Below are 26,031 nucleotides of genomic sequence, written 5' to 3'. Positions count from 1 at the left end.
TTATGTGTATAAATCCCACCTATCAAAACTATCTTGAATACCAGATAATTTGAATGAAAATTCTTTTAGTTTATTTGATTGTTTTTTTAATACTACTGAATATCATTTAGTCTCCAATCATAAGGATAGTAGGATACCTTAGCTCCTTCTGTAATTTTTTCTTTTCTAAATGTATTTATGTAATCTATTTCAGAGCCATGATGTGTAAAATCTACTTTATACCATTCAAATAACTGCGAAATCTGCACTTTTTCCCCCTTTACTTTTATAAAATCAGGGTTATTAAGAGCTTTTACAGTTTGTTGCTGTAATTGTTTCTCTAAAACCGTAGGTCTGTAGGCTGTAGCTATGATTGGAGGACAACCCAGACCTGCACATACTAACACAAAATGAAATCGGGCTTCGTTAGGAAAATTTTTTCGTAAAATGTTATTTTCTAAATTATTAAGTGTGATCTTGTTTCCCGCTAAAGCATAGGTGTTTTTATCAAAAAAGCCTTTAATGTCCAAAGGTGATTTCGTAGGATAATTATCTATAATTCCTTTTATTACTGCCAAATTATACGCATTAATATAAAATGCTTGATAGGTTGTAGTTTTACTTTTATCTACTTTTATTTTGGAAGCGATACGCAATAACTCGTCTAATCCCGAAGGTTTTTTTTTAATGCTTTTATAATCTACTCTACCGTTAGAAACATGCGTTTTTAAAAACCTGTCTGTTTTATTAAAAAAATCTGCTGTAGTTTGTGAAAACCCAAATTGGATAGAGAGAACAAATAATACGATTAGTGTTTTTTTCATCTTTTACCTTTTTTATCCATCTTGTTTTAAAAATCTACCATTGGTAATGACCATTGAGTCGAATTACAAATCATCTACTTACAAATTGTATTTAATTTTATTCCTTCATAAAAAGTAAAGTTTTTCAGAAATGTATCTTACCCTACAAAACTTAAAAACCTTACAAGTCCTTTGACTTTTAGATTGATTCTAAATTAATCTACTTGTTTAAGTTATTATATTTATGTTCGACTTACTTTACCGAAGTATTCACTTCTTTGTAAATATGGACAACCAATACTTATCTTTATGGAGCACATTGTAATTATCGGAAATGGAATTTCAGGAGTTACTGCTGCCAGGCATATTCGCAAAATGTCTGACAAAAGAATTACTATCATTTCTGGAGAAACCGATTATTTTTTTTCTCGAACTGCACTTATGTATATATACATGGGACACATGAAGTTTGAACACACACAACCGTATGAAGATTGGTTTTGGAAAAAGAATAAAATAGATCTTAAAAGCGGATTTGTTTCTAAAGTAAATCATCAAACCAATGAACTTGTCTTTGCCAACGGTGAAATTATGAGTTATGACAAACTTATAATAGCAGTGGGTTCTAAACCTAATAAATTTGGTTGGCCAGGTCAGGATCTAGATGGTGTTATGGGGATGTATCATAAACAAGACTTGGAAAAACTAGAACATCATGCTCCAAATAATAAAGTATGTAAACGAGCAGTAATTGTTGGTGGAGGATTGATCGGAATAGAATTAGCCGAGATGCTTCGCTCCAGAGATATCCCAGTAACATTTTTGGTTAGAGAAAATAGTTTTTGGAATGGAGTTTTGCCTGAGGGCGAAAGTAAAATGATTAACAGACACATCCTTAACCACCATATAGATTTAAGATTAGGAACTAATTTAAAAGAAATCGTTGCTGATGATCACGGTAAAGTAAAATCTGTTGTTATACAAGAAACGGGAGAAGTTATTGACTGTAATGTAGTAGGTTTAACCGCAGGAGTATCTCCAAACATAGATTTTTTAAAAAATTCTGGGATAGAGCTAGGTCGGGGCATAAAAGTAAATCGATTTCTAGAAACTAATATCCCTAATATTTATGCGATAGGAGATTGTGCAGAGCAACATGAGGCTATAGGAAATCGTCGCCCAATAGAGGCCGTTTGGTATACTGGTCGTATGATGGGAGAAACTCTGGCACAAACTATATGTGGAAATAAAATCGAATACAAACCAGGACATTGGTTTAATAGTGCTAAATTTTTGGATATCGAATACCAAACGTATGGTTGGGTATTTGGTAAACCCAAAGAATATGAACAACAGTTTTACTGGTTGCATAAAGATGATACAAAATGCTTGACCGTATCCTATCATAAAGAAACTAAAGAATTTTTGGGTATAAATACATTTGGTATTAGAATGCGCCATGAAGTTTTTGACCAATGGCTAACACAAAAAAAAAATGTGGATTATGTAATACACCATCTTGCTGAAGCTAATTTTGATCCAGAGTTCTACAAAACGTATGAATCTGAAATTCTTACCGCTTACAAAAAAGTAACGCTTCAAACCGCATAAAAATAAAACAGAATACCTCGCAGGATTTAAAAACTTACGAAACATAAAAAACACAAAAAAATGAGTAATAAATTAGAGCATAGTATGTCGCTTGCCAGTCCTGATCCTAAGGGACTATCTATAAAACAAAAAATAGCATCTGCTATAGGACTCGTAGGATTATTTATTTTAGTTCTTGCCCTATTCAATACTAATTTTCCTAATCAAGGAGCATTTTTAACCATATCCCTTATATTAATAACAGCAGGAACCATCCTATTTGCAAATGATGCATATCTAACTAAATTAGAAGGAATCAAAAACGATGGTGTATGGTTTAAATCCATCTCCTCCAGAGGTGTTTTGGGATGGTTAACTGGGGTTGGACTAACTACATTTTATATCGTATTGTACTTTTATGCCGAATTATTAGGTCTAGGAACTGGCGGAAAAGCCAACACTGGTTTGGTTGCTTTATTCGATCCTTTGAGTAAACTTTTGAGTGGTAATCCCGCAAGCCAATGGTTTGTGTATGGAACTCTATACACTATCGCCATTATTGCATTTGGTTATAAGTTTATTTTAAAATACAGACATAACCGCTACCAACAGATACGAACAGTTTCTGTGATGTTTTTTCAATTAGGGTTTGCTTTTCTAATACCAGAATTTATGGCTAGATTAAATTCTGATTCCTTTAAATTACCATATTATGATTTAAAAAATGTTTGGCCTCTTAATTACTATAATTTTGAACAATACAGGATTGACGAATTTATTAATGCTGGTAATGTGGGATTAGCATTGCTAATTTTTGGAATAGCTTCCATTTTTATCATTACTCCTATACTAACTTATAAATTTGGGAAAAGATGGTATTGCTCCTGGGTATGTGGATGCGGTGGATTAGCAGAAACTGCTGGAGATTCCTTTAGACAATTATCTAGCAAAAAATTAAGCGCATGGAAGTTAGAACGCTGGTTAATTCATACCGTATTAGTATTTGCTGTAGTAATGACTACTGCTGTTGTATATACCTACTTGGGGTATGATCCTAATAAATATTGGTTAACCAAAGATGTATTCCTTGCTAGTGTAGCCGGGTTTTTAACCTTGGTTTTTGCAGGGGTCATGATTTTTAAAAGAAAAGAACTAGGTAAAGATGCCAGATATGGAGCAATAGGGTACTTTGCTATAATTGCTTTATTAATTGGCATACATGTATTTGGCGATGGGGGTAAAATTTTCTTTATAAAAGCAGAAACCCTTAGATCTTCCTATGGGTTTGCAATTGGCTCTATATTTTCTGGAGTAATTGGTACTGGTTTTTATCCTATTTTAGGTAATAGAGCATGGTGTAGATTTGGCTGTCCTATGGCAGCTATTCTTGGATTTCAACAACGATTATTCTCTAAATTTAGAATTACAACTAATGGAGGGCAATGTATATCATGTGGTAATTGCTCAACCTATTGTGAAATGGGAATCGATGTACGTTCGTATGCTCAAAAAGGGGAGAATATAGTACGATCCAGTTGTGTGGGATGCGGTATATGTTCTGCTGTTTGTCCAAGAGGAGTTCTAAAATTAGAAAATGATAAACTGGATGGTCGTATAAATTCGAATGAAATTTTATTAGGTAATGATGTAGATCTAATGAATTACGTTAATAAAAGATAAGTTTTAATACTACAGCTTTTCAATAGGATTCGTAGAAGTAAAACTGAAAATAGTTTAAAAAAAGTGTTTATTCTGTTGGTATTCTCAATAGCTTTCGTCTAACCATGCGTAAATCAATTTTAATGATACATAAAATTTTTATACTTATACTACTCTATCCTTTTATGATAAATCAAATGATTTCTAAAAAAGAATATCATTATGAGTATTATGTGGATGGAAAACTTAAAGGAGAAGGATGGAAAACAGAGCAAGTTAAAATAGGTTTTTGGCACTTTTACTATCCAAATGGAAAAGTTTCTCATGAAGGACATTATCAAAACAATAAAAAAAATGGATATTGGTATTTTTATACAGAAAAGAATAAACTATCAAAAGAAGGACATTTTATAAATGATAAAGCTGAAAAATGGTGGATTATTTACGATATTGCAACCAAAATAACACGGAAATATCAATATAAAAACAATAAAAAACAAGGATATTGTTTGTTGTACAAAAATAATAAACTTTTTAAAGTAGAACTTTTTGTCAATGATAAAAAAACTGGTGGATGGACTGATATTATTAGTTTTAAAAGAGATAATCCAAATGCTTCCCTATAAATGACCCAAATTATAAACGTTATTATACCTGCTTTTAATGAAGAAGATTCAATTGCACACGTGATACATGAGATTCCAGATATAGTATCTGAAATAATTGTTGTGAATAATAATTCTACGGATAATACCGAGTATGTTTCAGAAAAAGCAGGAGCAACGGTCTTGAGAGAAGAACGGAAAGGGTATGGTTATGCTTGCTTAAAGGGAATGCAATATATAGCATCAAAAGATGTAAAGCCTGATATTGTAGTTTTTTTAGATGGAGATTACAGCGATTACCCATCCGAACTTATTTATATAGTATCTCCTATTATAGAAAAAGATATTGACTTTGTTGTAGGATCAAGAGTAAAAAGACTTCGTGAACCAGGCTCTATGACATTTCCTCAAATTTTCGGAAACTGGCTTGCTACAGGATTAATGAAACTTTTTTTTAAAGCAAATTTCACAGATTTAGGCCCTTTTAGAGCTATTAAATATAATAAACTTTTAGCATTAGAAATGGTAGATAAAACCTACGGTTGGACCGTAGAAATGCAACTAAAAGTGTTAAAAAAATGTTATAGTTATGTAGAGGTGCCTGTGCAGTACAAAAAGAGAATTGGTGTCTCAAAAGTTTCAGGAACCATAAAAGGTGCTATATTTGCAGGCGTTAAGATTTTAATTTGGATTTTTAAATATAGCTTTAGATAAATGGATATTGCTATCATCATAATATATACAGTAGCATTACTAATAATTTTTTTATATAGTTTAGCACAATTAAATTTGCTTTTTAATTATTTGAAATCTAGAAAGCAACCCGATAATTCGCCTACTTTTAATTTTTCTAGAGAAGAAGAAATTCCGTATATAACAGTTCAATTACCTGTATTTAATGAATTGTATGTTATGGATCGTTTATTGAAAAATATTGCAGAGCTCGATTATCCTAAAAATAAGCTAGAAATACAGGTCTTAGATGATTCTACAGATGAGTCTGTTGTTACTACGGCTCAACATATTCAAAAATTACAAGAAATAGGTCTTAACATAAAACACATTTGTCGTAAAGACCGAAGTGGATTTAAAGCAGGAGCTTTAAAAGAAGGTCTTAAAATCGCCAAAGGAGAGTTTATTGCTATTTTTGATGCTGATTTTTTACCTGCCAAAAACTGGCTTTTACAAACAATTCCATATTTTAAAGACACAAATATTGGAGTAGTACAAACTCGGTGGGGTCATATAAATAGAGATTATTCTTTGCTGACCAAAATTCAGGCATTTGCATTGGATTTTCATTTTACCATGGAGCAGGTTGGTCGTAATTATAAAAATCATTTTATTAATTTTAATGGAACCGCAGGTGTCTGGAGAAAAACTTGTATTGAAGACGCAGGAAACTGGCAAGGAGATACATTAACAGAGGATCTAGATTTAAGTTACAGGGCACAACTTAAAAAATGGAAATTTAAGTATCTAGAAGAAGTAGAAACTCCTGCAGAACTTCCTGTTGTTATTAGCGCTGCCCGATCACAACAATTTAGATGGAACAAAGGTGCTGCAGAAAATTTTCAGAAATTATACTGGAAACTCCTTAAAGACAAAACAGTTCCTTTTAAGACTAAATTTCATAGCTTTTTTCATTTATTAAATAGTAGTATGTTTTTACTTGTGCTACTGGTTGCGGTACTTAGTGTGCCTGTAATGTATATTAAAAACAGTAACCCTTTATTTAGTTGGTACTTTAATGTAATTGCATTTTTTGCAATGAGTACTGTTATATTCTTCTTTTGTTATTGGCATACTTATAAAAAGATCCACGGTAGTGGATTCTGGAAGTTTATGGAGTATATAAAAATGTTTTTTACTTTCTTTTCTGTTGCAATGGGCTTTTCTGTACATAACTCTATGGCAGTTCTAGAAGGTCATTTTGGTAAGAAAAGTGAATTTGTACGTACTCCAAAATTTAATATTAATACTATTAAGGATTCTTGGAAAGGAAATAAATACGTGAACAAAAATATATCTGGTAATACTATTATAGAAGCTCTACTTATGGGATACTTTGCTTTTGCTTTATATAGTGCCTTTAAGCTTCAGGATTTTGGGTTGTTTTTATTTCATATAATGTTGTTTTTAGGTTTTGGATTTGTATTCTTTAAATCTGTAACATCTAAGATGTAATGTTGCAACAATGGAAATACAATAAAATTTCTATATTATTTATTATCATTGGCATTCTCTTTTACTGGAGTTTTGCATACACCTTACAAAGAACTGATTTTGTTAAAATGATTGGTCTTTGGTCTGCATTGTTTTTTGTTTCTTATAAAATTATACAGATAAATCCTAATAACTGGAAGATCTTAGCAATTACAGCACTACTTTTTCGGATCGTCTTTTTATTTGCTATTCCTAATCTATCTCAAGATTTTTATAGGTTTATTTGGGATGGCAGAATGCTCCTAGAAGGTTTTAATCCATACTTGTCCTTGCCCAAGAACTGGATATCGCAAGGAAATATCCCAATAGAACAAGCACAAGAACTATATAATGGCATGGGAGAGCTAAATGGTAGTCATTATACCAATTATCCTCCTGTAAGTCAATTTTGCTATGGTATAGCCGCGTTATTTGCCAGTAAAAGTATCTTAGGCTCTGCAATAGTATTTAGAACTCTCATTATATTAGCAGACGTTGGGACTTTTTTTATTGGGCGGAAACTATTACAATCCCTTAAGCTTCCTGAAAACAGAATTTTTTGGTATATCCTTAACCCTTTTATACTTATAGAACTTACTGGTAATCTTCATTTCGAATCTGTAATGGTATTTTTTTTAATAAGCTCATTATATCTTTTGCATAAAGGGTATTGGTATTGGGCAGCCATTGTTCTGGGGCTTTCTGTTTCGGTAAAATTAATTCCTTTACTCTTTTTGCCTTTGTTTTTTCAAAAAATTACACATCAAAACAAGAGTATTTCTACTATACAAAATGTAATAAAAGGTATACCAAATCTAATGGGATTTTACTTCATTGTAATTCTTACTATACTCCTTACATTTGCCCCATTTTTATCGTCACAATTCTTAGTTAATTTTAGTAAAACAATAAGCCTTTGGTTTCAGAACTTTGAGTTTAATGCAAGCATTTATTTTATTATACGTTGGGTAGGATATCAAATTGTAGGATGGAACGTTATTGAAACTGCTGGTAAAGTATTACCACTTGTAGTAATTACAATACTTTTAGGGTTAACTTTTATAAAAACCAATAAAAGTACTCTTCAGCTTATTGAAGGAATGCTTTTAGGGATTTGTTCCTATTATTTTTTGTCAACAACAGTCCACCCATGGTACATTGCCGTACCATTATCTCTTTGTATTTTTACTAATTACAAGTTTCCAGTTGCATGGTCTTTTGTGATTATTTTTAGCTATACTGCTTATATGTCCCTTGGTTTTAAAGAAAATTTATGGATGGTAGGAATAGAGTATCTAATTGTATTTGGGGTTTTTATTCTTGAAATATATAACAATTTTAAAATTAACACATTAAAACCTATTTCTGTTGAAGATTAATTTCAAAAAGATCAGAAGACGGTTACTTAGAATTATAATGACGATTATTATTATAATTCTTTCTGGATATCTGTTTTTATATATAAGGCAGGAACATTTTTTCTTTAATCCTAAAGTTTTAGAAAAAGATTATATATACACCTTTGATCAACCTTTTGAAGAGATAACTATTCCTGTAGAAAAAGACGTAGCTCTAAATGCATTACTTTTTAAAAGAAAGAATATTCCTTCTAAGGGGGTTATTCTATATTTTCATGGTAATGCCGGAGCAATTCATGAATGGGGGATGCGAGCACCTTTATATACAGAAAATGGATTTGATATATTATTTGTTGACTATAGAGGATATGGCAAAAGTGATGGTTTTTATAAAAAAGAAAGTGAGTTATATCATGACGCACAAAAAGTATATGATTATGTAAAAACAAGATATGTCGAAAAAAATATTATTGTTTTAGGATTTTCACTAGGTACAGGTTTCGCTTCCTATGTTGCATCAAAAAACAATCCAAAACTTTTGATTCTTGAAGCACCATACTATGCCTGGAACAAATTTATAACTAGTATAGCTCCTGTGCCAACAATACTTATCAATTATGAAATTCCTTCTTATAAATTTTTAGCAGAAGTGACATGCCCGATATATATATATCATGGTACTAATGACTTCTTAATCAAACCTGAAGAAAATTCTAAAAGATTAGAAGCTTTATACCCTAATAAAATAAAACATGTAATGATTAAAGGGGCAGGACATAATGATATTTATGTTACAAAACAATATTATAACGAGATAAAACAATTATTAAATAGATATTAAAGGCTAGATCAACATGTCGTTAATAACCTTTAAAAAACAGCCTATTTTTCATAAAACTCCTTAATAAATCGTTAATCTTTATTTTTATGTTTAGTTAGATCAAAAAAGATCTTAGATTTGCGCGCCAATCAAATTAAAACCTACTAATTATGCGCTTTTTTACACAATCAAAATACTATTACAGTTATAGTTCTCTCATAATAATATTGTTTATTTCTTTTGTTTAGTCTTTCTTTTAGCTAACCATATAACGTTGTCTTTTTTTGTCCCTCTTGAACCTACAATTGCTATAAAGAACAATTTGATATGATTTATGATCTAAAAATAGTGGAGATTTTTTATCTATATATACTTAAATAAGAAGAGCAAATCAGGAAATGAATAAAAAAGAGGTTTTTTCTAGTATTGAGAAAACCTCTTTAAATATTTTGAAACACTAAATTTTTATAGCATTCTTAAATTAATCACCTCTTGTTCAGTAAGAATTCTCCAATGACCTCGGGGTAAATCTTTTTTCGTTAAGCCTGCAAAAATTACTCTATCTAATTTAACGACACTGTAATTAAGATGTTCAAATAGTTTGTGAATAATTCCATTTTTAGAAGACTGCAATTGAATTCCTATTTCATTTTTGCCAGCTCCTTCTATATAAGAAATCTCATCTACATTTATAAAGCCTTCTTCTAGCTTAATTCCTTTTTCTATTTTTTGAAAATCTTCAAATTTAAGATTACGTTCTAGCTCTACATGAAAGATTTTACGAACGCCACTTTTATGGTGTGTTAATTTTTTTTCTAAATCGACATCATTAGTAAACAAAAGTAACCCTGTAGTATTACGCTCTAATCTTCCTACTGGTTTTAATAGAGATTTTGAAGCATTAGCTACTAAATCCATAACCGTTCTGGTTTTTTCAGGACTGGTACTGGTAACAAATCCTTTAGGCTTGTTTAGTAGTACATATTCTTTTTTATAAGGGGTTATCAGCCTACCATCAAATTTAACCTCGTCGGTTAATTTAACTTTGTATCCCATTTCGGTTATTGGTTTTCCATTAACCCATACACTACCTGTTTGAATATACAGATCCGCTTCTCTTCTAGAGCAAACCCCAGAGTTTCCTACGAATTTATTAAGTCTCATCTCATTAGAATCAGAGATCTTTTTTGGAGTAGTATTTGTTTTTTTAGTAAGAGCTTTACCTCTTACGTAAGGCTTGTTTCCAAAATTTGGTTTCTTTTTATCACTTGAGTTATCTCTTGCTTTAGGCATATCCTTTTCATTCGATTTGTTTCTCGCTTTTCCTTCCTGTTTTCTGCTAGCTCTTTCTTTACCAGAATTATCTCCACGACTCATATCTTAATTTTTTTGCAAAGATAATTGTTTAAAGCATAGGTTCAACAACTATTCTTTGGCAAACCTAATCGTGCTTTGTCTCTCTCTATTTATGTGTAACTGTGTTACATCTGGTCTCGAATAATGCCCAACGGGATCAAAATTTTGGCGCTCTTGCAATACTCTATTAAAGTCTAAAATTTCGATAAGTAAGCCTTCTTTATGTAAAACAGGCTCTAGTATCCATTCTCCATCTGGCCCAGCTATGCAAGACCCTCCATTTCCTAAAACATCTGGAGCTTTTTCTAAAATCTCCTCCAAATATGGTGTAGTTATAGGAAAATCTTCTTTTCGCATTAAACTAGATACAGATATTACATAAGAGCGGGATTCTCGGGCAATAAAACGAGTAATATCTTTAGTATTATAATCACTACCAGGCCATACCGATACATGTAAATTCTCTCCTTGCCCATATAATGCTGCTCGAGGTAATGGCATCCAATTCTCCCAACAATTTAACCCCCCAACGGTAAAGGATTTTAAAGGGTGTACTAAAAGTCCATTTCCATCTCCTGGTGACCAACTTAATCGTTCTTCGTATGTAGGTTGCAATTTACGATGTACAGATTTAATCTCTCCTTTTTGATTAATATATACTAATGATGCATATAGGCTGTGACCTCCTCTATCTTTTGGTCGTTCGAGTATTCCTAAATAAATAGCTATATTATTTTCTTCTGCAATATTGCAAATAGAATCTAAATCTCCTCTTTCAATTACAACTGCATTTTGTGCATAGTGCGCATGAATTTCTTTTTGTATAGTACTATTAAATTGAGCCCCATCGGTTAATGATATCCAAAATGGATACCCAGGTAAAAGAGTTTCGCCAAAAACAACTAACTCTGCTTTTTTAGAAGCTGCTTCGGTGATAGCATTTTCTATTTTTTTAATTGTACCTGTTTTATCTAACCAAACTGGTGTGATTTGCGCTAAAGCAACCTTTAATAACGGGTCTTTCATTTATTCGTTTAAATTAGTTATGATTCTTATAACCTATATAGAATACTTTTAAAAAACTTTGGAATGTATTGTAATATTAAAGAATCCCCAAAAAAATATAACAGAGATAACATTAACTGCTTTTAGGATACTGTTTTCAAAAAATAAAAACATTTCGTTAACAAACGAATGGTGTGTAAAAAATTGATTTACAAATAATTAAATGCCTATTGTGGTGTTATGGAAAAACCATAACTTAACATTAAGGTAATATTAAAGCGTTATCAAAAAATCAGTGATCCATAATCTTAGAACCTTAAAATTAAGGATTTCTTATCTAGAAATACATTTCTTATCTATATCCAAAAGGTAAACATATAAAAAGTATTTATTCTTCAAAGTTTAATTTAAGTTAAAACACACCTGTTTTAACTTAAACGTAATCATAGTAATACATTCTAATAAAATAGAAAACAAAAATAATGAAGCATACCATTATACATTTGTACTGTAAAATTGAAACAAAATAATATTTAAATACTCCAATCTAAAAAACACAAAAAATGAGAAAGTTAACCGTTTTATTATTCGCAATCGTACTAGGAACAAGTTCTTTATTTGCTAACAACAGTATTCCTGAAAAAGATTCTAACCAAAAAATAAGAGAGCAAATTGCTGTTCTTTTAGATAAACCTGAAATCAAATTATTAGAAACGGAAGAATTAATTGCCAACATCGAATTTACTTTAAATACTAAAGGTGAAATTGTAGTATTAAATGTAGATGCAGAAAAAGAATTAATAGAATCTTATGTGAAATCAAGATTAAATTATAAAAAATTAGATGTTCTTAAAGCACAAAACCTTAAAAACAAAATATTCCAAATTTCTTTAAGAATTAAAAAGCCAATAGGAGCATAAAGCTAACCACTTATGATTTATAAGGCAGTTGTATTATTGTACAACTGCTTTTTTTTTACCATAAAACTCTATCCAGAATCATATTTACATCTACTAGGATAATACTAAGCGTTCCTACTACAATAATAAGTTTTAAAATATTATGTAACCAAACATAGTGTGTTCTTCCTGTAGATTTCCATAGTCCAAATAAAAATAAAAATAAAAGTACTATACATACATAAAAATATAAGTACATAAGGCCAATTTCGTAACGGATAAGTAATAAATAGACAGGGACAAAAGATGCTAATGTTAATACACTTAGAATTATTTTTGAGATTAACTCTCCATACACAATAGGTATTGTTTTATAGTTTTGAGCAAGATCTCCTCTAAGGTTCCCTAAATCCTTTATCATTTCTCGCATAACCAACATTAAAAATAAAAATGTTGCATGAACAAAAATTACTTCATCAAAATTCTTGTAATAAATAAAAACAGCAAAAAAAGGAGTTATTGCTAATAAAGAAGCAACGATATTACCTGTTATTGGAAATTTTTTAAGCTTATGTGAATAAAACCAAATTCCAAAAATATATAAAGAGAAAAAAACGACTGCTCTAAAAGAAACATAACTAGCACATACTACCGAAAGAAAATTAAGAATAAAATACCCTGTTAATTTAGTGCGCTGACTTACTAAACGATCTAACATGGTTTTTTGTGGTCGATTAATTAAATCTTTTTCTTTATCATAAAAATTATTAATGATATATCCTCCTGCAATAACACCTGCAGATGCTAAAACAATTACAAATAAATTGGGATCAAAAATCACATATTGTAATCTAATATGAGGCGCTAAAATAAAGATAGAAGTAAGGTATTGCGCAAGTATTATAATCAGAATATTGTATCCTCTAACTACAGAAAATAAACTTAAAAGTTTAAGAAGAACAAGTCTATTTTTTCTAGAAAGCATAAATAATGATACTTAATCAATAACCTCGGAGTAAACGTATGAGTATGTTTCCGAAAATATATTTTGTTTTCGAGGCAAGCCTCTAAATATTAAACGCTTATAAGGGATTAAAAAGTATAAACTACTTCTAGTTTGTAATCCTTAAGAGAGGCTTGTGCCTTATCAAAATCTTGTGTAAACCCTAAAATATAACCTCCTCCTCCAGAGCCACATAATTTTAGATAGTAGTTGTTCGTTTCTATGCCTTTTTTCCATAAATTATGAAACTGTTTAGGAATCATAGGTTTAAAGTTGTCTAAAACCACATGCGAAAGCTCTTTAATATTTAGGAACAAAGATTTTACATCTCCTTTTAAAAAATCATCCACACAGGCATCGGTATATTTAACAAACTGGTTTTTAAGCATATTTCTAAAACCTTCCTGTTTCATACTTTCCATAAAAATACTGACCATAGGTGCTGTTTCTCCTACAATACCACTATCTAATAAAAAAACAGCTCCTTTTTTACTTTCTACGCTTTGTGAAGGTATACCTGCTGGCTCGATATTATCTTTAGAGTGAATTAAAATAGGCAAACTAAGATAACTGTTTAAAGGGTCTAAACCAGAGCTGCTGCCATGAAAGAAAGACTCCATTAATCCAAAAATCTCTTTAAGTTTTAATAATTTATCTCTTGTAAGGTTCTCTAATACGGTTGTTTTATTAGCCGCATATTCATCATAAATAGCAGCTACCAAGGCACCACTACTACCTACTCCATAACCTTGGGGAATGCTACTATCAAAATACATCCCAGAATTAATATCAGAGTGTAGTTTTTTTAAATCAAACTGTACAACTTTCTTCTCTTGAATCTCTTCTAGGTAAGCAGCAAAGTTTTTAAGATTTTGGTTAGATTGTATAGCTTCCTGACTTGGAGTTTCAGAAACTTTCAATGCTCCTTTAAAAAAATTATAGGGTATAGAAAGACCTTTAGAGTCTTTAATTATACCATATTCTCCGAACAAAAGTATTTTAGAATAAAATAACGGTCCCTTCATTATCTTTGTAGTATTATATCTAATTTGTTTCCCTATTAGGATAAAGTTACATTTTTTTTGCTCCCCATCCTATTTTGTCACAAATATACTGCCCATTCTGACAATACGCAACTAACTCACTAGTAATGAATTCTAAAACTTGATTTTTCTCAGAATCTGGATATAAAACATGCACATTTGCTCCAGCATCTAATGTAAAACAAACTTTAGATCCTGTTGCATTACGATATTCCCATATTTTTTGAATTACAGATAAAGTGTTCGGTTTCATCAAAATAAAATAAGGCAAAGAAGTCATCATCATAGCATGTAATGTTAGTGCTTCACTTTCTACTACTTTAACAAAAGCATCTAGATCTCCAGATTGTAATATTTCTTTTAACAAAGTAATATTTTCAGAAGCCTGCTCAAATCGTTTAGTAGCAAAAGGATGCCCATGCATTAAATCATGACCTACAGTACTACTTACTTGTTTTTCTCCTTTATCTATCAACAAAATAGTATCCTGATAGTTATCGAAATTTTGATGTATTGAAAATGGAAATGGTACTGCGTAAGCGTTGTTACTACCTTTAATATCAGGGTGTTTCCCCCAAACAGTAATAGGACCTTCAATACTTCTGCAGGCACTACCAGAACCTAAACGAGCTAAGAAGGAAGATTTTTTTAATAGTTCTATATCAGAAATAGCTGGATTTATAATTTTCTCTACTTGCATTAAGCAATAGGATAAAGCGCTCATTCCACTAGCAGAGGAAGCAATACCACTACTATGAGGAAAAGTATTACTAGTTTCTATTGTAAAAGTATATTCCTTTAAAAAAGGCAGATATGGATATGTTCTTTCAAAAAAACTTTGAATTTTGGGTTTGAAATCTGGTTTAGGTTTTCCTTCAAAAAAAAGCTCAAAAGAAAAATTATCTTCTACAATTTTTCTTTTTTTATATTGTAGTTTAGTAGTTGTTTTACAATTATCTAAAGTAAAACTAATAGATGCATTTTCAGGGATTTGTACGGGTCTTTTTCCCCAATATTTAACCAAAGCAATATTGCTTGGAGAAATACAAGTTATTACTCCCTCTTTAGGTAATTCTGAAACTATTAGAGATGCAAACTCAGGATAATTTATCATAACTTACTATAATTTTAAACAAAGATAAGTGCAATAGTATATTTTAAGGGTATTCATAGTAAAAAATTGCTATTTTAGTGCTATACTAACTAATTTAAATGAAGAAAAAATTATTTCGTATCGGTATTGCGGTATTATTGTGTCTTTTAATAGGTTTTTTAAGTAGTATTGCTACTCAAACCTCTATAGATACGTGGTACAAATCCTTAAACAAGCCCTCTTTTACTCCACCTAATTGGATTTTTGGACCGGTATGGATTTTACTTTATGTAATGATGGGAGTAGCTGCAGGAATTGTATGGAGTAAAGGTTTTTATCATAAATGGGTAAAAACCGCGTTATATCACTTTGGGTTTCAATTGTTACTCAATGCTGCGTGGTCCATTTTTTTCTTTGGATTACAAAAACCATTGATCGCATTAGTGGATATAATAGCCCTGTTTATCCTACTTTTATTTACGATTAAATGGTTTACAGTAGTTAATTCTACAGCTGCTTACCTACTTATCCCTTATATTGTCTGGGTTGCTTTTGCAACTGCATTAAATTTTGGCATATGGCAACTAAATTAAAAACAAAGAATAAGGAATAGAATTTTTTATATGAGTAAAAAAGCAATAGTCTTACAGACTACTCTAGAATTAATAACAAAACAAGGTATTAGCGCAACGTCTCTCTCTCAAATTATTAAAGAATCAGGAGTTGCCAATGGGACTGTTTATCACCATTTTAAAAATAAAGAAGAAATCATAACCGAACTTTATTTAATGCTAACACAGGACTTTGGTACTGTTGTTATGCGTAACATACCAGAAGAGGATATAAAAAAGCAGTTTACTATTATGTGGCTTAATCTGTTTTATTACTTTGTAAACAATCCTCTTGCATTTATATTTTCTGAACAGATAGCACGTTCTCCAGATATTCCACAATCTTTGAAAGATAAAGCACGACAATATTATATTGAAATTGAAGAGTATTTTAAAATAGGGGTTAAACAAAAGATATTTAAATCCTATAACACCTTGGTGATGGAAGAGTTGTTTTTTGGCAATGTTGTATCCTTAGTAAAAATTCATGAAAATGAACAAATAAAATTACAGGAAAAACATATCAATCAAGCCATTGAAATATCCTGGAGAGGGTTCTTAAAAGATCAAACTATTATATGATTTTTTTAGATTTAAGTAAGTTTAATCCACATTGTGAAGTTTAATTCTCTAAGGTTTGTCTTGAAAACAACATATATTTTCCAGAAGCATACTCATACGTTTGCTCCGAGGTTATTGATTTTTCTATAAATTTTATCAGCGATATTTGCCTAGAGGGGAGTAACGGATAACAATAAAGGCTTATAGGCTTAACTCTAATAATTTAACTATTGTTTTTAAATTTCGTGTAGTAGCTACAGATTTTAGCTTTTTTTCAAAAAAATTGTTATTCAATTTCGTTTTTCCATAGCCATTAGCAGCAAAAAAGTATACTGTATTGTCGGTTATTTCAAATTCTTCTGGTTTGTAAGAGTTAGATAGTAGTTCTTGTACTCCATTAAAATTTGGTAGTGTAGAAAGAAGTGTAAAATACATTTTTTTATCTTCGATTTCTTCGGTTTTTATCCGGTCTAAATATGGGTTATTCTCATAGATATCCATTAAACCTTCTCGGGTTAGTACCAAAACAGGAACATCAAAACTAAACTTTTTAAGGATTTCTTTTTCTATGATAGCGCTCAAATCCTTTGTATTCTTTTCCTCATTCATAAAGATTACATTACCACTTTGGATATAAGTAGTTACAGAGGTAAAACCCAAATTTTCGAGCATAGATTTAAGATCTGCCATCATTATCTTTTTCTGTCCACTTACGTTGATCCCTCTTAATAAAGCTATATATGTTTTCATGTTTATAAAACTAGTCTGAAGTTATTGCTTGTGCTGCTATAAAAGCTCCTGTCCATGCATTTTGAAAATTAAACCCTCCTGTAATTGCATCAATATTTAATACTTCTCCTGCAAAATACAAATGCTTATGTTTTTTACTTTCAAAGGTTTTAAAGTTCACTTCTTTAAGATCAATCCCCCCTGCGGTTACAAACTCTTCTTTAAAAGTACTTTTTCCTTTTACTTTAAACATCCCTTGTGTTAGTTGTTGAGATAAAGCATTTAAGTGGGTTTTATTGGCATCTGCCCACCGGGTATTTTTTTCTATACCTGAAGCCAGAACGAGACTTTGCCATAATCTTTTTGGTAATTCGAACTGCGCATAGGTATATATTTGTTGTTTTGGATAGGTTGCTTTAAGAGTACCCAGCATATCCAAAGTTTCTTGCTGTGTTTGATATTGTAACCAGTTTATAACGATTTCAAAATTATACTCTTTTGTATGAAGTTCTATAGCTCCCCAAGCTGAAAGTTTAAGTATTGCAGGGCCGCTCATGCCCCAATGGGTAATTAACAAAGGCCCATCGCTAGATAATTTTGAATCTTTAATTTTTATTGCAGCATTAGTTACCACTCCGGGTAAATCTTTAATTCTAGAATCTTTACTATTAAATGTAAATAGGGATGGTACAGGATTTAGTGCTTCATGTCCTAAATCCTGCAAATGTTTCCATATTTTGGGATTACTGCCCGTAGCTATCATTAGTTTTGTTGCTACAAAATTACCTTGACTGGTTTTTAATACCCATTCGTCATCTTTTAAATAAAAATCTTTAACCGCATGGTTTTTTAAAATTTCAATTCCAAGTTGTTTAGCTTCCGATAAAAAACAATCGATAATGGTTGAAGAAGAGTCCGAAACTGGAAATACCCTTCCATCTTCCTCGATTTTAAGAGCTACCCCCCGGCGATCAAACCAATCCATAGTATCGCCTGTCATAAAGGTATGAAAAGGGCCTTTAAGTTCTTTTTCTCCTCTAGGATAGTTTTTACTTAACTCATTTGGTATAAACTCTGCATGTGTTACATTACATCGCCCTCCACCAGAAACACGCACTTTAGACAAAACCTCTTTACCTCGTTCTAAGATAGCGATCTTTAATTTTGAGTTATTTTCAGCTACATTAATAGCAGTAAAAAAACCAGCAGCACCGCCACCAACAATTATTACATCATATTTCATTATACAAAATTCGGAAAATCTGTAATGATACCATCTACTTTCCAGATTTTTGATTGCTCGATTTGTGTTTTTGTATTTACTGTCCAAACATAAACCTTGTATCCTTGCTCTTTTGCTCGCTTTACTGCATCCTGAGTTAAGAATGTTATAGGGGGATGTACCGAAAATGCGTTTAACTCCCTTGCTATATGTAAAGCATTTGCTATATTTTGCTCAGTTAATACACCTACTTTAAAGTTTGTAGAGATCATTTTTACTTCAAATAACTGTGGAGGATCAAAACTGGATAATATAAAATCCTCATATTGCCAATTGCTATTTTTTATATGATTTTCTAACAAAGCTATAGTGGGGACCGCAGTGTTTTCTCCTTTTAACTCTATATTAAGTACACATTTTGCACTTACAAGATCCAAAACCTGATCTAGAGTAGGGATTAAAAAACCTTCTTTTGTAGTAAATTGTTGTAGTTCTTGCAAGGTATAGTTTGCTACGCCTCCGACACCATTGGTAGTTCTGTCTAATGTTTCATCATGAATAACTACCAGTTCTCCGCTTTTACAACAATGCACATCAATCTCGATCCCATTAACTCCATGCTGTAAGGCAACTGTAATAGACTCTAATGTGTTTTCTGCAGCCAAACCTGCCGCTCCGCGATGCCCAAATATTTTCATGAGATTATACTTTTTCCTTTCTGCCAAGGTACTATATCTTTTGTTATATCATATTATTATATTATATAGTTTGTAGGCGTTTGAAAGTCGTGTTTTTTTATCCCTGTCGGGTTATTAAAGATACATGTTGGTTTATCATCTTTTTTTATCAGGATGTAATGTTTCCTTGTAAAAAAAATGTACTAATAATTACTTTTTTATGATATAAAACATGTTCTGTTGGCTTCTATTGCTGCTCCCGGCAGCTGGGGAGATACTTTTGATTGCCGGGAAGGGGTATTGCTGTGCCGGGAAAGGGTTTTGTAGTGCCGGGAGTATAAAAACAAGCTACGGGAAGGGGTATTGCTGTGCTGGGAAAGGGTTTTGTAGTGCCGGGAATATAAAACAAGCTACGGGAAGGGGTATTGCTGTGCCGGGAGAGTAATTTTACCTGCTGGGAAAGAGGATATAGGTTGCAGGAGCGTGTTTTGATCGCTGGGCTTCTGTTTTACTTAGCCTGATACCTTAAACCCAGATTATGTAATAGAAAATCTATTTCCTCTGTGATCTACTGCAAACACTGTCGCCTTGCTTTGTTTTTCACTTTAACCATAGCGATGCTATGCTAAAAGTAAGAAAACAACAGTGTTCATTGTATCTCAAAGCTTTATAACGAAGTTCTATTGCATAATCTGGGTTAAAATATTGAATATGGTAGTGTTTTTAATTATAATTTTTTCTTAGAATTAAAGAAAGATGAGCTTTTTAAAAGAATAAGGTTTACAACAAGAATGTAATCATTATTTTTTTTAAGGAACTAAACTATTGCAATCCCATTGCACCAATTATTGTTTATCTTTGTGAGGTGAAATTTTTTGTAGTCATATTATCTGTTTATTTCTTAGGGCTATCTTTTATACCTTGTGAAGATGCTGTTGTAGAAAATACCTTTATGGATCAAGAAGTAGTTGAATATCTGGATAAGAGTACAGATAACCATCATGCTGATTTATGCTCTCCTTTTTGTTCTTGCCAATGTTGTCATGTAAATGTAGCAGAAATCGGTGTTCAGCCTTATAAAATTATTACACCGCAGATATCTAAAATACCAAACACACGTTTAGTTGCTTCTGAGCAAGAAGTAAATTATTCTATTCTTCACCCACCAAGGGTATAATTCAGATTTACAGGGATACCTATGTCCTTTTTGTTTTGCCTAATGGCAAGTTTTTTTAACTGAATTAAACTTTATTCTATGATCAATAGACTTATTGACTTTTCAATCAATAACAAATTTGTTATTGCATTGTTTACGGTTGCATTAATTGCAGGCGGAATATATAGCATTACAAAAGTACCTGTAGATGCTGTTCCCGATATTACCAATAATCAGGTACAAATTATTACACAAGCACCCAATCTGGGTACAGAAGATATCGAACAATTTGTTACGTATCCTATAGAGGTTGCAGTAGCTAATCTACCAGAAGTTACAGAAATTAGATCAATATCTCGCTTTGGGTTATCTGTAGTTACTATAGTTTTTAGTGACGATTTAGATACTTACTTACCCAGGCAATTAGTAGCCGAAAAACTAAATGAAATTAAATCTAATATTCCAGAAGGTTTTGGAAAACCTTTTATGGGGCCAATTTCTACAGGTTTAGGTGAAATTTATCAATATACCCTAGAAATAGCACCAGAATTTAAGAACACCTATGATGCTACAGAACTTCGTACAATTCAAGATTGGATTATTCGTAGGCAAATGGCAATGGTTCCTGGTGTTGTAGAAGTAAATGCGTTTGGAGGTAGTATAAAACAATATGAGGTCACTATCGACCCAAATGAGCTTAAAGCAATTGATGTAACGATCCAAGAGGTATATAATGCTTTAGAAAATAACAATCAAAATACAGGTGGAGCGTATATAGAAAAAAACCATCAAGCTAATTTTATTAGGGGAGAAGGGCTGGTTCGAACACTAGAAGATATTAAAAATATTGTAGTTACTAATAAAGAAGGGATTCCAATAACAATTAAAAATATCGGAACAGTAAAGTTTGGAAAAGCTACACGTTACGGAGCTTTAACAAAAAACGGAGAAGGCGAAGCTGTTGGAGGCATGATTTTAATGTTGAAGGGAGCTAGTAGCGATGATGTTATTAAAAACGTAACTGCCAGGATAGTTGAAATTCAAAAATCATTACCAGAAGGAATCACCATAAAACCGTTTTTAGATCGAAGTAAATTGATTGCCAGCACCACATCTACGGTTAAAAAAAACTTATTAGAAGGAGCGTTAATTGTAATTTTTATTCTGGTATTTTTTCTAGGAAATTGGCGAGGAGGTTTAGTGGTTGCATCTACAATTCCGTTATCCTTACTCTTTGCTTTTATACTAATGAATATTTTTGATGTATGGGCAAATCTAATGAGTTTGGGAGCTATAGATTTTGGGATTATTGTAGATGGGTCTGTTATTATTGTAGAAAGTACAGTTTTTTATTTGTATCAGCGAATGAAAAAAGGAGAACAAATTACGGATAAAACAAGAGATGAAGTAACTAAACTAGCTTCTTCAAAAATGATGAATACTGCTTTTTTTGGGCAGTTTATAATCCTTATAGTATTCTTGCCAATTTTGGCTTTAGAAGGGGTAGAAGGTAAAATGTTTAAGCCAATGGCATTGACCTTTGGTTTTGCAATGATAGGAGCAATGGTACTTTGCCTTACTTATGTGCCAATGATTACTGCAGTGTTTTTAAAAGCTCCAAAAACCGAAAAACAATATTGGGGAGACAAAATTGTACGTTGGTTAGAAAATAAGTATGAAAACAGTTTGCTAAAAGCCTTAAAAAAAGGAAAGGTTATTATCCTTTCTGCAATTTTACTATTAGTAATATCAACTGTGGTATTTACCAGAATGGGAGGAGAGTTTATCCCACAACTAGATGAAGGGGATTTGGCGTTTCATGCTATCTTAAAACCAGGGAGTTCTCTGTCAGAAACAATTTCGACAACTACTACAATAGAAGGCATTATAAAGAAAAATTTTCCTGAAGTTATAGATGTGATAAGTAGAATTGGGGTTGCAGATGTACCAACAGATCCAATGCCAATGGATATTGCGGATGTTTTTGTGATTCTAAAACCCGTTTCAGAATGGACAAATGCTACTTCAAAAGAAGAACTTATCGATAAGATAAAAGAAAAAGTAGAGCAAATCCCCGGAGTAAATTATGAGTTTACACAACCAATAGAGATGCGTTTTAACGAACTTATTACAGGGGTTCGTGAAGATATAGCAGTAAAACTTTATGGAGATGATCTGGATGTTTTAGCTCAAAAAGCAGAAGAAATGGGTAAAATAATTGCTACAGTAGAAGGGGTAGCAGATATGAAAGTAGAAGCTACTGCGGGACAACCACAAATTACAATTGTTTATGATCGAAATAAAATAGCACAATATGGTTTGCAAATTAATGAGCTAAATAACCTTATTGAAACTGCTTTTGCTGGTGGGGTAGCGGGAACTATTTTTGAAGGAGAAAAACGGTTTGATTTAGTAGTGCGGTTAAAGGAAGAGCTACGCAAAGATTTAAATAGTGTTAAAAACGTATTTATCACGTTACCAAGTGGAGCACAAATCCCATTAAAAGAGGTTGCAACTATAAACTATAAACCAGGGCCAATGCAAATTAGTCGAGATAATACTAACCGCCGTATATACGTAGGGATTAATGTACGAGGTCGAGATATTAAATCCTTGGTAGAAGAGATTCAACAAAAAATAGAAGCAAATGTATCTCTGCCATCAGGATACTATATTCGCTATGGAGGTGCTTTTGAGAATTTAGAACGAGCTACAAGTAAACTAAAAATGGTAGTGCCTATAGCTTTAGGATTGATTTTTATTCTTATTTTCTTTGCTCTAAAATCTTTTAAGCAAACCATAATGATCTATATGGCAATCCCTTTGGCTATCATAGGAGGGATTTTTTCATTAATGCTTAGAGATATGCCTTTTAGTATCTCTGCAGGAGTAGGGTTTATTGTGTTATTTGGGGTCGCGGTATTAAATGGATTGGTGCTAATTAGCGGGTTTAATGAACTCAAAGAAGAAGGAGTTACAGATATTAATGATCGTATTAGAATAGGAACACGAAGACGTATTCGACCTATATTGTTAACAGCACTAACAGATATGTTAGGCTTTTTACCTATGGCATTATCCTCATCTTCTGGAGCCGAAGTACAAAGACCTCTAGCTACAGTAGTTATTGGAGGGCTCTTAACAGCTACCTTATTAACGCTGTTTGTTATTCCAATTCTATACAAATGGATAGAAACTAAAGAGCAGCAAAAAATGAAAAGAATAAAATCAAGCCCCGTAGCTATATTTGTTTTAATGCTATTCTGCTTTGGAATAACTACAGCACAACAACCCTCTATATCCATGGCAGATGCTGTTGCTGTTGCATTACAAAATTACCCAGCTATAGAATCTGCAAGATTATCTGTAGAAAAAGAGAAAACACTAAAAACGACAGCATGGGATTTTGGAAACACTAAGGTTTTTACTTCTGGAGAAGAAATAGGAAATAACAGCAACGATGCAACCTATACAACGATAGGAATAGGGCAAAATGAGATAGATGTTTTTGGGATAGCATCCAAAAGTAAATTGGCTAAAGAAAACATCAAATTAGCCGAAACGAATGTAGAAATTACTGTTTCAGAAGTTAAAAGAAGCGTACAGTCAGCATGGATTAAAGCCTATACTGCAAAACAAATGTATGCATCCTATGCAGAAATAGAAACCGTATTTGCGGACTTAAATAAAGCAATTGATTTGCGATTCGAAACAGAAGCAATTTCAAAGCTAGAGTATAACGCAACAGCCAATCAAGGAAAATTAATCACTTTACAAAAACAACAGGCATATACATCCTATCAAATAGCATTACAAAAATTAAATCAATGGTTGTTTAGTGAGAAGTTTTATGATATAACAGCTATGCCTATAGATAGATTGAATACCGATGTTTTGGTAATAGAAACAACCTTAACAAATCATCCTTTATTGGTGTATTGGAGAACTCAACAAGCAGTTGTTAAAGCACAGTATAACGTTGCAAATAAACAGTTTTTGCCAAAGCTATTTGCACAATATGGGTTTCAAACAATAGGAGATCAGTCTGGGTTTAATAGCTATCAGATAGGAGTACAAATACCCTTAGTTTTTAATAAAACTAAAGCAAAAGCAAAAGCATTAAAAATTAATGCACAAATTGTTGAGCAAGAAAATAAAATTAAAGAAACAGAACTAAAAAGAAGGTTTAGTATCCTGATAACTCAGTTTGAACAATTACAAAAAAGTTGGCTGTATTATAAAGATGAGGCACTGCCATTAGCCGTAGAGCAGCGTAATGGTGCTACTTTATCTTATAAGGAAGGAGCGATGGATTATATTGCTTTTCTTCAAAACATGAAAGATGCTATTCAATTAGAGATCAATACATGGAACGTGCTTCAACAATACTTAGATAGTAAAATACAGTTAGAATATTTTTTAACTTCAAAACAATAAAAACATACAGATGAAAAACATCAAATTATATATAATTATAGCCATTATCAGTTCCGTAACCTTATTAGGTTGTAATAGAGATTCAGGCAAAGCAGACCATAAAGATCACGTAGAAAAGGGAGCAACAGAAAATGAAGAGGCAAATGAGGAACATGGAGAAGAAATAACTTTGACTCAAGAACAGATAGAGTTACTCAATATTAAAATAGATACTATTTCGAAACGTAATATGGGTAGTTTTATACAGGTAAATGGTAAACTTGGTGTACCACCACAAAATGAAGCAGTAGTGACCAGTATTTTGGGAGCAAATATTAGTAGTATTAATAATATAGAAGGAGATGAAGTTCGCAAAGGAGAAGTTCTGGCATATATTAGCCATCCAGATATAATCACTATGCAAACCAAATATCTGGAAGCTTATAATAAACTTACATTTTTAGAGCAGGACTATAATCGCCAAAAAAAGATGTATGATGCAGGAGTAGGTTCTGGACGAGATTATCAACAAGCAAAATCAGAGTTTTCAAGTAGTAAAGGATTGGTTAAAGGATATGCAAGCCAGTTACAATTGTTAGGGATTTCTTCACAAAGAGTAAGAGAAGGAAACATAACACAAGTAGCACCCATTAAAAGTCCAATAGATGGATTTATAGAAAAAGTTCAAATCAAGTCAGGACAATATGTACAACCACAAACTCCAATGTTTGAAATTGTAAACACCGAGCATATACATGTAGATTTAATGGTTTTTGAAAAAGATATTAGTAAAGTTACAAATAGACAGCTCGTTACTTTTTCGATAGAAGCATTAGGGAATCAGGAAATGACTGCTAATATTTATTCTGTAGGAAAATCTTTTGAAGAAGAACCAAAAGCACTACATGTTCATGCAGAAATAGAAAATAAAAATAAAAACCTTATCGCGGGGATGTATGTAAATGCAAGAATTTTAACAGGAAATAAAATGGAGCAGGCTTTGCCAGAAGAAGCTGTTTTTCAGGAAGGAGGTATGTCTTATGTATTTATTGCCAAAAAGAATAATAATGATACGTGGAACTTTACACCTAAAGAAATTATCGTTACATCTACAAGTAATGGATTTACTGCTTTTGATTTTAAAGATAAAATCGACAAAAAGGTATTGGTAGCAAAAAGCGGAGCTTATTATTTAGTAGCAGAAATGAAAAAAAGTGAAGCAGAACATTCACACTAAATAG

Annotated in this window: 22 protein-coding genes; 13 read left to right on the top strand and 9 right to left on the bottom strand. The window is 31.9% G+C overall.

What is annotated here, in order from left to right:
- Positions 1-92 precede the first annotated feature (92 nt).
- A complete protein-coding gene (locus H527_RS0107870; RefSeq protein WP_027412197.1) occupies positions 93-803 on the bottom strand; it encodes a DUF547 domain-containing protein in 711 nt (236 codons plus the stop codon).
- A 288-nt stretch (positions 804-1,091) separates the two neighbouring features.
- Here H527_RS0107870 and H527_RS0107865 point away from each other — a divergent pair, with 288 nt between their 5' ends.
- The 7 genes from H527_RS0107865 (at position 1,092) to H527_RS0107835 (ending at position 9,040) form a co-directional block, all read left to right on the top strand.
- The gene (locus tag H527_RS0107865; RefSeq protein ID WP_027412196.1) at positions 1,092-2,393 is read left to right on the top strand and encodes an NAD(P)/FAD-dependent oxidoreductase; all 1,302 of its coding nucleotides are present in this window, start codon (positions 1,092-1,094) and stop codon (positions 2,391-2,393) included.
- 60 nt (positions 2,394-2,453) lie between these two features.
- Positions 2,454-4,052, top strand: a complete 1,599-nt coding sequence (locus H527_RS0107860) for a 4Fe-4S binding protein (protein ID WP_027412195.1) — start codon at positions 2,454-2,456, stop codon at positions 4,050-4,052.
- Positions 4,053-4,174: 122 nt separating this feature from the next.
- Positions 4,175-4,657 carry a toxin-antitoxin system YwqK family antitoxin gene (locus H527_RS0107855; protein WP_027412194.1) on the top strand — a complete coding sequence of 161 codons (483 nt, stop codon included), beginning with the start codon at positions 4,175-4,177 and terminating at the stop codon, positions 4,655-4,657.
- A complete protein-coding gene (locus H527_RS0107850) occupies positions 4,658-5,350 on the top strand; it encodes a glycosyltransferase family 2 protein (RefSeq protein ID WP_027412193.1) in 693 nt (230 codons plus the stop codon). It begins immediately after the preceding gene.
- Positions 5,351-6,823: a cellulose synthase family protein gene (locus H527_RS0107845; protein ID WP_027412192.1), complete on the top strand. Its 1,473-nt coding sequence runs from the start codon at positions 5,351-5,353 to the stop codon at positions 6,821-6,823. It begins immediately after the preceding gene.
- Entirely contained in the window at positions 6,823-8,220 is a 1,398-nt protein-coding gene (locus H527_RS0107840) for an MptA/MptB family glycosyltransferase (RefSeq protein WP_027412191.1), read from the top strand. The genes H527_RS0107845 and H527_RS0107840 overlap by 1 nt, the downstream gene beginning before the upstream one ends.
- On the top strand, positions 8,210-9,040 hold the full coding sequence (locus H527_RS0107835) for an alpha/beta hydrolase (protein WP_051316690.1): 831 nt from the start codon (positions 8,210-8,212) through the stop codon (positions 9,038-9,040). The genes H527_RS0107840 and H527_RS0107835 overlap by 11 nt, the downstream gene beginning before the upstream one ends.
- Before the next feature lie 444 nt (positions 9,041-9,484).
- Here H527_RS0107835 and H527_RS0107830 read toward each other — a convergent pair whose 3' ends face one another.
- Positions 9,485-10,396, bottom strand: coding sequence for a pseudouridine synthase (locus H527_RS0107830; protein ID WP_027412189.1), 912 nt, complete (start codon positions 10,394-10,396; stop codon positions 9,485-9,487).
- 48 nt (positions 10,397-10,444) lie between these two features.
- Positions 10,445-11,401, bottom strand: coding sequence for a carbon-nitrogen hydrolase family protein (locus tag H527_RS0107825; protein WP_027412188.1), 957 nt, complete (start codon positions 11,399-11,401; stop codon positions 10,445-10,447).
- A gap of 542 nt (positions 11,402-11,943) precedes the next feature.
- Between H527_RS0107825 and H527_RS0107820 the strand changes: the two genes are divergently transcribed.
- Entirely contained in the window at positions 11,944-12,300 is a 357-nt protein-coding gene (locus tag H527_RS0107820; RefSeq protein ID WP_027412187.1) for a hypothetical protein, read from the top strand.
- A gap of 55 nt (positions 12,301-12,355) precedes the next feature.
- Here the strand turns inward: H527_RS0107820 and H527_RS0107815 are convergent, their stop codons facing one another.
- The 3 genes from H527_RS0107815 to H527_RS0107805 form a co-directional block, all read right to left on the bottom strand.
- Complete coding sequence (locus tag H527_RS0107815) at positions 12,356-13,264, bottom strand: geranylgeranylglycerol-phosphate geranylgeranyltransferase (protein WP_027412186.1); 909 nt, start codon at positions 13,262-13,264, stop codon at positions 12,356-12,358.
- 107 nt (positions 13,265-13,371) lie between these two features.
- The gene (locus tag H527_RS0107810) at positions 13,372-14,307 is read right to left on the bottom strand and encodes a mevalonate kinase family protein (protein WP_027412185.1); all 936 of its coding nucleotides are present in this window, start codon (positions 14,305-14,307) and stop codon (positions 13,372-13,374) included.
- A 46-nt stretch (positions 14,308-14,353) separates the two neighbouring features.
- Positions 14,354-15,439 carry a diphosphomevalonate decarboxylase gene (locus H527_RS0107805; protein WP_051316689.1) on the bottom strand — a complete coding sequence of 362 codons (1,086 nt, stop codon included), beginning with the start codon at positions 15,437-15,439 and terminating at the stop codon, positions 14,354-14,356.
- 98 nt (positions 15,440-15,537) lie between these two features.
- On the opposite strand from H527_RS0107805, the gene H527_RS0107800 reads away from it, so the two are divergent.
- Positions 15,538-16,011 carry a TspO/MBR family protein gene (locus H527_RS0107800; RefSeq protein WP_027412183.1) on the top strand — a complete coding sequence of 158 codons (474 nt, stop codon included), beginning with the start codon at positions 15,538-15,540 and terminating at the stop codon, positions 16,009-16,011.
- Between the two features lie 30 nt (positions 16,012-16,041).
- Positions 16,042-16,611: a TetR/AcrR family transcriptional regulator gene (locus H527_RS0107795; RefSeq protein WP_027412182.1), complete on the top strand. Its 570-nt coding sequence runs from the start codon at positions 16,042-16,044 to the stop codon at positions 16,609-16,611.
- A gap of 180 nt (positions 16,612-16,791) precedes the next feature.
- Here H527_RS0107795 and H527_RS0107790 read toward each other — a convergent pair whose 3' ends face one another.
- From H527_RS0107790 to H527_RS0107780, 3 genes are read right to left on the bottom strand one after another with little or no spacing between them, the layout of a single operon-like run.
- A complete protein-coding gene (locus H527_RS0107790) occupies positions 16,792-17,340 on the bottom strand; it encodes a DUF1697 domain-containing protein (protein ID WP_027412181.1) in 549 nt (182 codons plus the stop codon).
- A 10-nt stretch (positions 17,341-17,350) separates the two neighbouring features.
- The gene (locus tag H527_RS0107785; RefSeq protein WP_035087649.1) at positions 17,351-18,562 is read right to left on the bottom strand and encodes a BaiN/RdsA family NAD(P)/FAD-dependent oxidoreductase; all 1,212 of its coding nucleotides are present in this window, start codon (positions 18,560-18,562) and stop codon (positions 17,351-17,353) included.
- Entirely contained in the window at positions 18,562-19,239 is a 678-nt protein-coding gene (locus H527_RS0107780; protein WP_027412179.1) for a glycerophosphodiester phosphodiesterase, read from the bottom strand. Before H527_RS0107780 ends, H527_RS0107785 begins: the two co-directional genes overlap by 1 nt.
- Positions 19,240-20,083: 844 nt before the next feature.
- Between H527_RS0107780 and H527_RS0107770 the strand changes: the two genes are divergently transcribed.
- The 3 genes from H527_RS0107770 to H527_RS0107760 all read left to right on the top strand — a co-directional run bounded on the left by H527_RS0107770 (position 20,084) and on the right by H527_RS0107760 (position 26,027).
- Entirely contained in the window at positions 20,084-20,395 is a 312-nt protein-coding gene (locus H527_RS0107770; protein WP_027412177.1) for a DUF6660 family protein, read from the top strand.
- A gap of 78 nt (positions 20,396-20,473) precedes the next feature.
- On the top strand, positions 20,474-24,811 hold the full coding sequence (locus tag H527_RS0107765; RefSeq protein WP_027412176.1) for a CusA/CzcA family heavy metal efflux RND transporter: 4,338 nt from the start codon (positions 20,474-20,476) through the stop codon (positions 24,809-24,811).
- A 10-nt stretch (positions 24,812-24,821) separates the two neighbouring features.
- Positions 24,822-26,027 (top strand): efflux RND transporter periplasmic adaptor subunit, encoded by a 1,206-nt coding sequence (locus tag H527_RS0107760; protein ID WP_027412175.1) that lies wholly within the window; start codon positions 24,822-24,824, stop codon positions 26,025-26,027.
- The last annotated feature ends 4 nt before the right edge of the window (positions 26,028-26,031 follow it).

Origin of the sequence: Aquimarina muelleri DSM 19832 (assembly GCF_000430665.1) — a bacterium.
Lineage (GTDB): Bacteria > Bacteroidota > Bacteroidia > Flavobacteriales > Flavobacteriaceae > Aquimarina > Aquimarina muelleri.
This window is presented reverse-complemented; position numbering and strand designations above follow the sequence as displayed.

Excerpts from the sequence above, each read along its gene's own strand:
- H527_RS0107870 (WP_027412197.1), bottom strand. The coding sequence starts at position 803 with ATGAAAAAAACACTAATCGTATTATTTGTTCTCTCTATCCAATTTGGG.
- H527_RS0107865 (WP_027412196.1), top strand. The coding sequence starts at position 1,092 with ATGGAGCACATTGTAATTATCGGAAATGGAATTTCAGGAGTTACTGCT.
- H527_RS0107860 (WP_027412195.1), top strand. The coding sequence starts at position 2,454 with ATGAGTAATAAATTAGAGCATAGTATGTCGCTTGCCAGTCCTGATCCT.
- H527_RS0107855 (WP_027412194.1), top strand. The coding sequence starts at position 4,175 with ATGATACATAAAATTTTTATACTTATACTACTCTATCCTTTTATGATA.
- H527_RS0107850 (WP_027412193.1), top strand. The coding sequence starts at position 4,658 with ATGACCCAAATTATAAACGTTATTATACCTGCTTTTAATGAAGAAGAT.
- H527_RS0107845 (WP_027412192.1), top strand. The coding sequence starts at position 5,351 with ATGGATATTGCTATCATCATAATATATACAGTAGCATTACTAATAATT.
- H527_RS0107840 (WP_027412191.1), top strand. The coding sequence starts at position 6,823 with ATGTTGCAACAATGGAAATACAATAAAATTTCTATATTATTTATTATC.
- H527_RS0107830 (WP_027412189.1), bottom strand. The coding sequence starts at position 10,396 with ATGAGTCGTGGAGATAATTCTGGTAAAGAAAGAGCTAGCAGAAAACAG.
- H527_RS0107825 (WP_027412188.1), bottom strand. The coding sequence starts at position 11,401 with ATGAAAGACCCGTTATTAAAGGTTGCTTTAGCGCAAATCACACCAGTT.
- H527_RS0107820 (WP_027412187.1), top strand. The coding sequence starts at position 11,944 with ATGAGAAAGTTAACCGTTTTATTATTCGCAATCGTACTAGGAACAAGT.
- H527_RS0107815 (WP_027412186.1), bottom strand. The coding sequence starts at position 13,264 with ATGCTTTCTAGAAAAAATAGACTTGTTCTTCTTAAACTTTTAAGTTTA.
- H527_RS0107810 (WP_027412185.1), bottom strand. The coding sequence starts at position 14,307 with ATGAAGGGACCGTTATTTTATTCTAAAATACTTTTGTTCGGAGAATAT.
- H527_RS0107805 (WP_051316689.1), bottom strand. The coding sequence starts at position 15,439 with ATGATAAATTATCCTGAGTTTGCATCTCTAATAGTTTCAGAATTACCT.
- H527_RS0107800 (WP_027412183.1), top strand. The coding sequence starts at position 15,538 with ATGAAGAAAAAATTATTTCGTATCGGTATTGCGGTATTATTGTGTCTT.
- H527_RS0107795 (WP_027412182.1), top strand. The coding sequence starts at position 16,042 with ATGAGTAAAAAAGCAATAGTCTTACAGACTACTCTAGAATTAATAACA.
- H527_RS0107790 (WP_027412181.1), bottom strand. The coding sequence starts at position 17,340 with ATGAAAACATATATAGCTTTATTAAGAGGGATCAACGTAAGTGGACAG.
- H527_RS0107785 (WP_035087649.1), bottom strand. The coding sequence starts at position 18,562 with ATGAAATATGATGTAATAATTGTTGGTGGCGGTGCTGCTGGTTTTTTT.
- H527_RS0107780 (WP_027412179.1), bottom strand. The coding sequence starts at position 19,239 with ATGAAAATATTTGGGCATCGCGGAGCGGCAGGTTTGGCTGCAGAAAAC.
- H527_RS0107765 (WP_027412176.1), top strand. The coding sequence starts at position 20,474 with ATGATCAATAGACTTATTGACTTTTCAATCAATAACAAATTTGTTATT.
- H527_RS0107760 (WP_027412175.1), top strand. The coding sequence starts at position 24,822 with ATGAAAAACATCAAATTATATATAATTATAGCCATTATCAGTTCCGTA.